At 57.9% G+C, this 10,357-nt stretch carries 9 protein-coding genes; 2 read left to right on the top strand and 7 right to left on the bottom strand.

Features of this window, described 5'->3' with window-relative positions; translation table 11 throughout:
* Positions 1-41: 41 nt before the first annotated feature.
* From CP97_RS13625 to CP97_RS13610, 4 genes are all read right to left on the bottom strand, one after another.
* Positions 42-323: a VirB3 family type IV secretion system protein gene (locus CP97_RS13625; protein WP_048887029.1), complete on the bottom strand. Its 282-nt coding sequence runs from the start codon at positions 321-323 to the stop codon at positions 42-44.
* A 13-nt stretch (positions 324-336) separates the two neighbouring features.
* Positions 337-633 (bottom strand): TrbC/VirB2 family protein, encoded by a 297-nt coding sequence (locus tag CP97_RS13620; protein WP_174539170.1) that lies wholly within the window; start codon positions 631-633, stop codon positions 337-339.
* 2 nt (positions 634-635) lie between these two features.
* Positions 636-1,280 carry a lytic transglycosylase domain-containing protein gene (locus CP97_RS13615; RefSeq protein ID WP_048886398.1) on the bottom strand — a complete coding sequence of 215 codons (645 nt, stop codon included), beginning with the start codon at positions 1,278-1,280 and terminating at the stop codon, positions 636-638.
* A 162-nt stretch (positions 1,281-1,442) separates the two neighbouring features.
* Positions 1,443-1,811 (bottom strand): tetratricopeptide repeat protein, encoded by a 369-nt coding sequence (locus tag CP97_RS13610; RefSeq protein ID WP_048886397.1) that lies wholly within the window; start codon positions 1,809-1,811, stop codon positions 1,443-1,445.
* Between the two features lie 283 nt (positions 1,812-2,094).
* Here CP97_RS13610 and CP97_RS13605 point away from each other — a divergent pair, with 283 nt between their 5' ends.
* Both CP97_RS13605 and CP97_RS13600 read left to right on the top strand, forming a co-directional pair.
* Complete coding sequence (locus tag CP97_RS13605; protein WP_048886396.1) at positions 2,095-3,672, top strand: hypothetical protein; 1,578 nt, start codon at positions 2,095-2,097, stop codon at positions 3,670-3,672.
* A 123-nt stretch (positions 3,673-3,795) separates the two neighbouring features.
* Positions 3,796-6,516, top strand: coding sequence for a TonB-dependent receptor domain-containing protein (locus tag CP97_RS13600; protein WP_335622367.1), 2,721 nt, complete (start codon positions 3,796-3,798; stop codon positions 6,514-6,516).
* 81 nt (positions 6,517-6,597) lie between these two features.
* Here CP97_RS13600 and CP97_RS13595 read toward each other — a convergent pair whose 3' ends face one another.
* From CP97_RS13595 to gcvPA, 3 genes are all read right to left on the bottom strand, one after another.
* Positions 6,598-7,272 (bottom strand): response regulator transcription factor, encoded by a 675-nt coding sequence (locus tag CP97_RS13595; RefSeq protein WP_048886395.1) that lies wholly within the window; start codon positions 7,270-7,272, stop codon positions 6,598-6,600.
* Between the two features lie 138 nt (positions 7,273-7,410).
* Positions 7,411-8,976, bottom strand: a complete 1,566-nt coding sequence (gene gcvPB / locus CP97_RS13590) for an aminomethyl-transferring glycine dehydrogenase subunit GcvPB (protein WP_048886394.1) — start codon at positions 8,974-8,976, stop codon at positions 7,411-7,413.
* On the bottom strand, positions 8,973-10,334 hold the full coding sequence (gene gcvPA / locus CP97_RS13585; protein ID WP_048886393.1) for an aminomethyl-transferring glycine dehydrogenase subunit GcvPA: 1,362 nt from the start codon (positions 10,332-10,334) through the stop codon (positions 8,973-8,975). The genes gcvPB and gcvPA overlap by 4 nt, the downstream gene beginning before the upstream one ends.
* Between the last annotated feature and the right edge of the window lie 23 nt (positions 10,335-10,357).

The raw sequence follows: 10,357 nt of genomic DNA, 5'->3' as shown, positions 1-10,357 counted from the left end.
TTGCCATAGCTACGTCGCCAAGGCGCGATTGGATGCGTTTGTCACGCAGCGTAGGAGTTGCAGCCCCAGCGCTTGTAATTCTTCACCCGCGGACATTTGCCGACCTTGGTCAGCCAGAGGTCGAAAAACCGAGGTTCGCGCAGGCATGCAAAATAGCCGACTGCGTGCATCACCAATGGGATGGGCACGATCCAGAAACTTTTCAGGATCAAAAAGGCCTCGGTCGTCACAAGAGCGTTGATGATGAAATAATTGAATGTCACGCCCGCGAACATCTGCGGGCGGGTAAGTGCACGATGAACCGGGTGACGAATAAGTTGCATGGTGTTTCTCGCCTCAGCCGACTGCGGCCGCACCCTGGATGCCAGCCACGATGGAGGCAGCGCCGAAGATGATGAATACGCCGATGATCACAGTGGCGCCAAAACGCCAGTTCACGCGCCCCGTCAGCATCATGAAGCCGACCGCGGCCACTGCCATCACTGCCACAGTTGTGGCGACCGTGCCCAGCATGGTATCACGCATCCAGCCAAACGCACTGTTGATCGGGGAAGACCCGGCCGGGTCCTGCGCAAAAGCGGCGGATGGGACCAACAGGGTAAGAAACGCAGCAAAGCGAATAAGGATCGGCATTGTTATTCAGGGCTCCGGGAATGGTCGGCAAGGCGGCCCATAATGGCCGCAACATACGTTTGTGTTTCACGAATCGGTGGAACGCCACCTGAACGGATGACCCGTCCCGGGCCGGCGTTATAGGCAGCCAGCGCGCGTTCCAGATCGCCATCAAACCGATCAAGCTGTTCGCGCAAATAGCGGGCACCGCCTTCAAGATTGGCAATGGGGTCATCGGGATCGACGCCTAGATCGCGGGCCGTCCCGGGCATCAATTGGGCGAGGCCACGGGCGCCTGCAGGAGAGACGGCGTTGGTGCGCCAGCGACTCTCCTGCCAGACCACTGCCTCTATCAATGCGGGGCTGAGATCGAAGCGATGGGCCAGATCCTGCACGATTGCAGCGTAATTGGCCGGAATGCCAGCTGCATGCTGGCGCGTATTTGCAACGGCATCTTCTGGCAGCAAGGCCAGCACGCCTATCGGCACTTCACCCAACGGCACTGGATCCAGAATAGCCGCTTCTTCTGCCACGGCACCGGCAATCGGTCCAGCGATCCAACGCGCTTGGCCATCGGCAGAAATTTCCAGCACGCCAGCCTGCGCGGGAAGCGCAATACAGCCGGCCAGCGCGAATGCTGCCGCAAGAATACCGGAACGCAGAATCATCAGGACCCTTTCAATTGGAGTCCTTTGCTTACACGATATGACAGCGCCGTGACAAACCACCTGTGTAAAGCACCACGTCCGCTCTGCGTGCTGTCCAGCTAGGGCTCTGGTGCCGGTGGGCGCTTATAGGACCTTAGAGGCCCCTTCTCTGCCAGAAGTATTTCAGCGCGCAGCGAGTGCCTCTAATTCGACACTGGCGAGTGCAAGGCGCGCAGCATCGCGCGAATCCAGCCAACGCCCATTGGCAAGCTCCAACTGATATTCACGCTGGCCATCGCGTGCAGTGCTGTAATAATGTTCAGCCCGTTCCCAATTGCCGATCCGCGCATAAGCAGCGCCCAGATTTATAAGAACGGCGGGATCACCCGGGTTCTGCGCCAATTCGGCTTCGAGCACTGTTATAGCTGCGGCGTCATCACCTGCCAGCAATTCCTCGTAAGCAACTTCGCGGATTTCATATTCCTGTTCGACCATGTGTGCGGTGGCCGCCTGGGCCAGCATGAGTGGCGCGAATACAAGCGTTGTAAGCATCACAAACTCTCCTTTTATCCTTGGCGCCATTATGACCAGTCGGACGGACTGCTGCAACAAAACTGCAACATTGTCACAAATCCGCAATATTACGGCGGGTCTGTCCGGCGGTGGAAAAGTAAATATCATATAGAACAAATGCTTATGCCGGATGTGAAAAGATTCTTATTATCGTCACATAGCCGCAAACAAACTGTCACGCGCAAGGCCTAGTGCCCCCTTTAGCGAACGCAAATTCGCGTCGAAATCCAGATTCTCGAAATGTCTTGAGGGGCCAATTGTCGTGACCAAACTTTCCCGTTCACTTATCCTTGGAAGTTCTATCCTGGCGCTTGCCGCATGCGGCCCGGATGAGATCGCATCGCCCGGCACGGGTGGTAATGTCATCATCAACAACCCTACTCCCACGCCGACGTCCACGCCTACTCCCACACCGACTTCGGCACTGGTTACCCCTGCCAATGGCTGCCCGACGATAGCCGATGCACAGGGGCTTGCCGACGAAGGCACGATCACTGGTCCAGAAGGCGAATGGCGCGTCTGCGCGACTCCGCAGCGGTTCAACACGTCATCCACCCTGCCGCGCGTACCGGGATTGCTCTATCGGCTGAATGGCCAGGTAAATGTCGGCACCGATGGCGGCGCTGCTCCTGATGCGAGTGACGGCCTCTCCGATACCGATGTCGAGCTGACGATTGAGCCGGGTGTAATCATCTACGCCAGCGGATCATCCTTCCTCAATGTGACGCGCGGAAACCGCATCAATGCCAATGGTACCGCGGCGCTGCCGATCATCTTCACCAGCCGTGACAATGTACTTGGCCTCAACAATGCGGATTCCTCGGGCCAGTGGGGCGGGGTGGTTCTTTCTGGCCGCGCGCCGGTCACCGACTGCTTCCAGCCAGCGGCAACGCCGGGCACTGTATCGTGCGAACGGCAGGTCGAAGGCGCCGCTGATCCTGCATTCTTCGGCGGGGCAACAGACGATGACAATTCCGGTTCGATGAGCTTCGTACAGATACGGTATTCCGGGTTCGTCCTTTCGGGTGACAGCGAATTGCAATCGCTCACCACTGGCGGCACCGGCACGGGGACACAGCTTTCCGATATTCAGTCGATCAATTCATCGGATGACGGCGTCGAATTTTTCGGCGGCTACGTGAATATGAAGCGGCTTATCGTCGCGGGCGCTGAGGATGATTCGCTGGATACCGATACCGGCGTAAAGGCCAATCTCCAGTTTGTTCTGGTGGCGCAACGTTCAGGCGTGGGTGACGGCATCATCGAAGCGGATTCCACCAATGGGCTGGAAGACCAGTTGCCACGTCAGAATACCACGATTGCGAATGGCACCTTCATTCAGCGCAAGGACAATGATCAGGCCATCCGCATCCGTGGCGGTGCCGATTACGGCCTGTATAATACGCTGATGTGGGATGCTTCGGCATCGGGCACGGCATGTATCCGTATCGACAACACGCAGACGGTTCGCTCCGCCGACACCGGCCTGGATGATGTTGGCCCGCCGCGCTTCTTCTCGGTCGCTCTCGATTGCGCGACGGATTTTCGCGATGGCAGCAGCGTAACCGCGGCTTCAGCCGAGTCGTTGTTTGATGCCGGAACCGGTAACAACAAAAGCTACACCAACACGATCGTGAATGGTTACCTTAACGGAACCAGTGAAGACGGGTTCGCAGACATTTTCGACGTTACGACACTGGGTAGCTTCTTCGAGGCGGCAGATTTCATCGGAGCAGTCGAAGCCTCCAATGACTGGACGCAAGGATGGACCTGCGATTCCTCGGCCATAAGCTTTGGTAATAATACCGGCAATTGCACGAGCATTCCGGTCTTCAACTGAACCAGAGAACGGGGAGGCGGGGCCGACATCATGTTCGGCCCCGCCTCTACGGCAATAATTTTCCGGGCGCGGCGCAAACAGACCACTCGGCCTACCTACGGATCGTAAATGAGGGATTTCCCGATGATGACCACTGGCAACAAGCTGGCGGCTTTGCTCCTTCTCACCACCGCGCTCACCGTTCCGGGCGTGGCTCTTGCACAATCGATGGCGCCACTTCCCCAATCAGACGACGAATTGGCGTCCGCAGTGCAAGATGAGGACGGCGAAGAAGCCCCGCAGACCGATCCCGAAGGCGATGAATATCAGGAACCCGAAGTTTCTGTCCCCGGCGGATCGATCATTGTTACAGGTCGCATCAATCGCGATCCAATGCGCAATTCCACGCAGGTAGTCAGCGTGCTGTCCACTGCCGAAATCGCGCGCACCGGCGAAGGCGATATTGCGGGTGCGCTGGGCCGCGTAACCGGCCTTTCTGTGCAGGGGCAGGGCTTTGTTTATGTTCGCGGGCTGGGGGATCGCTATTCACTGGCCTTGCTGAATGGATTGCCACTGCCGTCGCCACAGCCGCTTAGCCGCGTTGTCCCGCTCGATATCTTTCCCACGAATGTCGTCGCATCCAGTCTGGTCCAGAAAACCTATTCGGCCAATTTTCCAGGAGAATTTGGCGGCGGCGTGATCAACCTCACCACCCGCGCCGTTCCCGATGAAAGCTTCGTGACTGTGGGCGGAAGTCTCAGCCTCAACACCGAAACCACGTTCCAAAGTGGTATTTCCTATTACGGATCGGACTACGACTGGTCAGGCTTCGATGATGGCACACGGGATGTCCCACCTGCGCTGCAGGTCTATTTTGACAGCGGAATGCGCATGAGTGATGTGCCGCTCGATTCTGCGCAGAACATCAATGGCGCGCCGATCACGCAGGCCGATGTGGCTTTCCAGCTTGGCAATCCCAATCTGATCCTGCTGCAAAGGATTGGCGATGTTCCGGCCAATTGGTCGGCCAGCCTTTCTGCAGGAACCTCTTTCGATGTCCTGGGCGATGGCGTTCTCGGCGTGGTTTTCACCGGCTCGATCAGCAACAAATGGCGCACTCGCGATATCACTTCGCAATCCGTGCTGGCCGATTTCACGCTCGACAATGATTTTAACGATCTTGTTACCGACAACCGCATTCTTGCTAACGCCATGCTTGGCATCGGGCTGGAAACTGGAGAACATCGCTTCCGCTTCACCAATCTTTTCATCCGCGACACGCTAAAGCAGGCGCGCCTGTCCGTGGGCGAGGATTATCAGGACGATGACAGCATCCAGCAACAGCAGACGGCATGGTACGAACGCCAGCTGATCGACAGCCAGCTTGTCGCCGAACTGCAATTTGGCGCGCTGGGGGTTGATCTGCGCGGCGGTTATGCGCGCACTGACCGTGAAGCGCCTTATGAATATACCTTCACCTATGTCCGCGATAATTCAGCAGGACCGCTTGGCGATAAATTCATCAATGTGATGGACCGACAGACGGGCGACGCGGCAGTCGTCTTCTCCGATTTGAAGGAAGAACTCTGGTCCGGCGGTATCGACCTCAGTTATGAGCTTTTCGGCGGGTTGACGGTTACATCCGGCTTTGCCTATACCGACACTCTCCGGCATTCAGAGCGGCGTGAGTTCCTGTTCAATGCGCCTACCAGCTTTCCTGATGGCATCGGCGCGCTCCGGCCCGACTTGCTGCTGGGCGATGCGATTATCGAATTTTACGATATCGGCCTTATTGAATCTACCCAGTCTGACCCTGCCTTCAAAGCTGGGCTGGAAGTCCACGCAGGTTACGGCAAGGTCAATTGGGAACCATTGACCGGCATCAATATCGATGCCGGTGTGCGCTATGAGGACGCAATTCAGACCGTGAACCCGGTGCAGATTTTCGACGTGGCGGGTGGTTCCACCGCATCAACCCTGCTCGAAAATGATTACTGGTTGCCGGCAGCCACAGTCACTTGGGCTCCAACAGAGGATTTGCAGCTACGCGCCAGTGCATCCCGCACAATCGCGCGGCCGCAGTTTCGTGAACTGATCTTCCAGACCTATTACGATCCGGAAACCAATCGCCAGTTCAACGGTAATCCGCTTCTCGTCGATAGCCGACTGACCAATTACGAAGTGCGCGGCGAATATTATCTGGGCGGCAATGATCGGGTTTCGATTGCCGGGTTCTACAAGGACATTGAAAACCCGATCGAGGCGTTTTCCAGCTTCAGCGACAATGCTCAGCTGACCAGCTTTGCCAATGCTCCGCAGGCCACATTATATGGCGCGGAAATTGACGCGCAATATGCCATAGACCTGATGAATCTGGGCGGCTTCTTCCAAAGCAAGCAACTGGCCCTTTTCGCCAATTACACCTGGACCAATTCGGAAATTTCGGTGGATACCGGCGATACCACGCTGCTGTTTCCCGGTGGCCCAACACCTGCGTCCAACCTTTTCGTGGACGGCGTTCCCCTGACGGGGCAATCCGACCACCTCGCCAATATGCAGGTCAGCCTGGAAGATCTCGATCGGCTGCAGCAATTCACGCTGCTGGTGTCCTACGCCAGCGAACGGGTGACCAGTCGCGGCACGTCGGGCCTTCCCGATATCGTGGAAGATCCGGGGCTGACGGTTGATTTGGTTTACCGTCAGGGCTTCCAGTTTTTCGGCAGCGAAGCAGAAGTGAAGCTGGAAGCGCGCAATATCTTCAACCGCCGGAACGAGGAATATCAGACCAACGGTACCGATCGTATCGAGATTAACAGCTATGATGTTGGCGCATCGCTGGGCGCTTCACTTTCGCTTACCTTCTGATGACCGATCTGCACTGAAAGGCAAAACGGCCCTTCGCCAGTCAGGCAGAGGGCCGTTTTCTTTGCGAGGACGATATGGGTGTTAGAGCTCGTCGAAGACATAGCCCTTGCCATGGACCGTGCGCAGAAGATGCGCCGCCCCCACTGTACGCAGCCCCATGCGGAGCCGTTTGATCCACACATCAACTGTGCGCAGGTAATCGGGATCGCCCGCCTTTCCCAGCGCGGTAATTAATTCCTCTCGCGAGAAAATCCGGTTGGGGTTTTCAGCAAGGAAGCGCAGCACGCGAAATTCATTGGGGCGCAGTGCGATACGCTGACCCTTCCAACGAGCCTGTTCGCTATTCGTATTGATGACGAAGTCGCCAAGTTCGATCAAGCGGTAGGCTGCCGCGTTCCGATGATCAGAATGGACGGCAAGCACGCGGTCGAGCATGGCCTGCCGGTCAAGCGGCGTAATAGCATAATCGTCGGCCCCCACCTTCAATGCGCGGCGGCGGTCTTCGACATCGTCTTCTTCCAGAACCATCGTGATATGCGCATGCGCCATGCGTGGATCGGCGCGCAGTCGGCGAACCATTTCCAACCCCGAAAGCGTATCCATTACCCAATCGACAAAGGCCCAGGCTTCGCCATCCACCAATCGCGCCGGGCCTTCCGGCGTCAGATAGTTGAATGTGAACGTCGTGTCATCATGGATGAATGGCTCAAAACGGGCCGCGTCCCTGTTACTCGTGAAAATACTGACTCGCTGCATGATACCGGCAAACCCTGTTGTTCAGGACCGGTGCTGCCGTGCTAATTTGACCGAGGTATGACACTTGCCGGGCCAACTCCGCCTTCTGCGAGCGATTTCGCCCTGAGTTAACCGCGAATACAGAACGGGCGCACCTTATCAGCCTTCCTTATTGGCCCACGTCAGCCGTGGTTTGCGCGCTGCCCGTGCTTCATCCAGCCGGGCGCGGGGCGCGTGATGGGGGGCGGTCTTGAGCCGTTCGTCACCTTCCTTCGCCCGCTCTGCGAGGGACCGCATCGCAAGGATGAATTGGTCAATCCCCGCCTTGCTTTCGGTTTCGGTCGGTTCAATCAGCATGGCACCGTGAACGACAAGCGGGAAATATACTGTCATCGGGTGATAGCCTTCGTCGATCAGCCCCTTGGCCAGATCAAGCGTTGAAAAACCCTCGGCAAAGCCCGCATCGCCAAACATCGCCTCATGCATGCAAGGGCCGCTGGCGCCGAATGGCGCGTGGAGCACATCCTGCAACTGACGCAATACATAATTGGCGTTGAGCACGGCATCGCCCGATGCCTGCCGCAAGCCGTCCGCACCGTGGCTGAGAATATAGGTGAGCGCGCGGGTGAACATGCCCATTTGCCCATGGAAGGCCGTCATGCGGCCAAAGCTGCTGGAATGTTCGTCTGCCATGGTCTCTTCCTCGACCAGATGGAGCAAGCCATCATCCAGCCGTGAGACAAAAGGTAAGGGTGCAAAAGGTGCCAGCGCGGCGGAGAGCACAACAGGGCCTGAGCCAGGTCCACCGCCGCCATGGGGGGTGGAAAAGGTCTTGTGCAAATTGATGTGCATCGCATCCACGCCAAGATCGCCGGGACGCACGCGGCCCATGATCGCGTTGAAATTCGCGCCGTCGCAATAGACCAATCCGCCCGCTTCGTGGACTGCGTCCGAAATCGCTTTCATGTCACGTTCGAACAGGCCGCAAGTGTTGGGATTGGTGATCATCACCGCAGCTACGTCGGGGCCGAGCCGCGTTGTCAGTGCATCAAGATCGACCCGGCCTTCTGCGGTCGCGGGGATGTTTTCCACCTTATATCCGGCAAAGGCGGCGGTGGCGGGATTGGTGCCGTGGGCGCTCTCAGGCACCAGCACCACTTCGCGTGCATCACCGCGCGCTTCCAGCGCGGCGCGGATGCACAATATACCGCATAATTCGCCATGCGCGCCTGCCTTGGGGCTCATGGCGACGGCTGTCATATTGGTGAGCGTGATGAGCCAATGCGACAGCTCGTCAATCACACCGAGCGCGCCCTGCACCGTATCAACCGGCTGGAGCGGGTGGACATCGGCAAAGCCGGGCATCCGCGCGACCTTTTCATTAAGTCGCGGATTATGCTTCATCGTGCATGATCCCAATGGGAAAAGGCCCACGTCGATGGCGTAATTCTGCCGCGACAGCCGAGTGTAATGGCGCACCGTTTCGGGTTCCGACAGGCCGGGTAGGCCAAGCTTGCCCTTGCGCGCCAATGCACCAAGCCGGTTTGGCGCAGCCACATCGAGCTTGGGCAAGTCCACGCCGCAGGTATCCGCACCGCCAATTTCGAATATCAGCGGCTCTTCCAGCATCAGTGCCTTGTTGCCGGTGGCGGTGGGAAAATCCTGCGCATCGTCGCGGGCTGCAGGCGTGCCGGGCTTCCACCCGCTCTGGTTGATCTGCTTCATGGCAGCACCTCCTCAAGCGCGGAGGCAAGACGGGCGATATCGTCCTCGCTAACGGTTTCGGTCACAGTGACGAGCAGACCGTGCTTCACCTCATCACTATCGGGAAAGAGCTTGCCCATGCCGACGCCGCCCAGCACACCCATGCTGGCCAGCTTGCGCACCACAGGGCGGGCATCCACACCCAGCATCAGTGTAAATTCATTAAAGAAATTCTCGTTGAGAAGGTTCACGCCAGGCAATTGCGCCAGCCGATCCGCCGCGATGCAGGCGAGCCTGTGGTTTTCTGCTGCCAGCGCCGTCAGCCCTTTTTCACCGAGCAAGGTCATATGGATTGAAAACGCCAAGGCGCACAATCCGCTATTGGTGCAAATATTGCTCGTCGCTTTTTCGCGTCGGATATGCTGTTCGCGGGTCGAAAGGGTCAGCACGAAGCCGCGCTTGCCATCCGCATCTACCGTTTCTCCGCACAGACGACCTGGCATCTGACGCGCAAGCTTGGGATCAGCAATCGCAAAAAGGCCAAGATAAGGCCCGCCAAATTGCAGGCCCACGCCGATCGACTGCCCTTCGCCGACCACGATATCAGCCCCAAGATCGCCCGGCGATTCCAGCGCCCCTAATGCCACCGGCTCTGTATTGACCACTATAAGCAAGGCGCGGGCGGCATGCGTTGCCTCTGCAAGGCGCGGCAGATCGGGAATGCGGCCCAGAATGTCCGGATATTGCACAACAACGCAACTTGTCTTGTCATCAATACGCGCAATCAGCCCGTCATCATCGGGCAACGCGGTGAGGCTGAGTGCGGCACCGGCAATCTCGTCCACGGTGAATTTCGCCATTGTGCGCACGACCTCGGCGTAATGCGGATGCAGTGCGCCCGACAGAACCACGCGCTTCTTGCGCGTCACGCGCCCTGCCATCGCCACCGCTTCCCAGCAGGCGGTGGAGCCATCATACATAGAGGCATTCGCCACCGCGCAGCCATAAAGCCGCGCCACCTGCGTCTGGAATTCAAACAGCATCTGCAAGGTGCCTTGCGCGATTTCGGGCTGATAGGGCGTATAAGCGGTGAGGAATTCGCCGCGCTGGATCAGGTGATCGACACTGGCGGGCACGTGGTGGCGATAAGCGCCTGCACCCAGGAAAAACGGCGCATCGGCTGCGGCGAGGTTCTTCTTCGACAATTGCCGCATGTGTTTTTCAACCGCCATTTCGCTAGCATGCAGCGGCAGGCCTTCGACAGGCGCATCGAGATATTGATCGGCTGGAACGTCGCAGAACAATGCATCCACGCTTGGCGCGCCAATCGCATCGAGCATCGCTGCACGGTCAGTTTCGGTCAGGGGAAGATAGCGCATGTCGGGCTTTCAGTCTGGGAAAA

This window comes from Aurantiacibacter atlanticus, assembly GCF_001077815.2.
Taxonomy (GTDB): Bacteria; Pseudomonadota; Alphaproteobacteria; order Sphingomonadales; family Sphingomonadaceae; genus Alteraurantiacibacter; species Alteraurantiacibacter atlanticus.
Note: the sequence above shows the minus strand (reverse complement) of the source record. Positions and strands in the feature narration are given on the sequence as shown.

Coding starts and splice junctions, on each gene's coding strand:
- CP97_RS13625 (WP_048887029.1), bottom strand. CDS start 323: ATGCAACTTATTCGTCACCCGGTTCATCGTGCACTTACCCGCCCGCAG.
- CP97_RS13620 (WP_174539170.1), bottom strand. CDS start 633: ATGCCGATCCTTATTCGCTTTGCTGCGTTTCTTACCCTGTTGGTCCCA.
- CP97_RS13615 (WP_048886398.1), bottom strand. CDS start 1,280: ATGATTCTGCGTTCCGGTATTCTTGCGGCAGCATTCGCGCTGGCCGGC.
- CP97_RS13610 (WP_048886397.1), bottom strand. CDS start 1,811: ATGCTTACAACGCTTGTATTCGCGCCACTCATGCTGGCCCAGGCGGCC.
- CP97_RS13600 (WP_335622367.1), top strand. CDS start 3,796: ATGATGACCACTGGCAACAAGCTGGCGGCTTTGCTCCTTCTCACCACC.
- CP97_RS13595 (WP_048886395.1), bottom strand. CDS start 7,272: ATGCAGCGAGTCAGTATTTTCACGAGTAACAGGGACGCGGCCCGTTTT.
- gcvPB (WP_048886394.1), bottom strand. CDS start 8,976: ATGAAGCAGATCAACCAGAGCGGGTGGAAGCCCGGCACGCCTGCAGCC.
- gcvPA (WP_048886393.1), bottom strand. CDS start 10,334: ATGCGCTATCTTCCCCTGACCGAAACTGACCGTGCAGCGATGCTCGAT.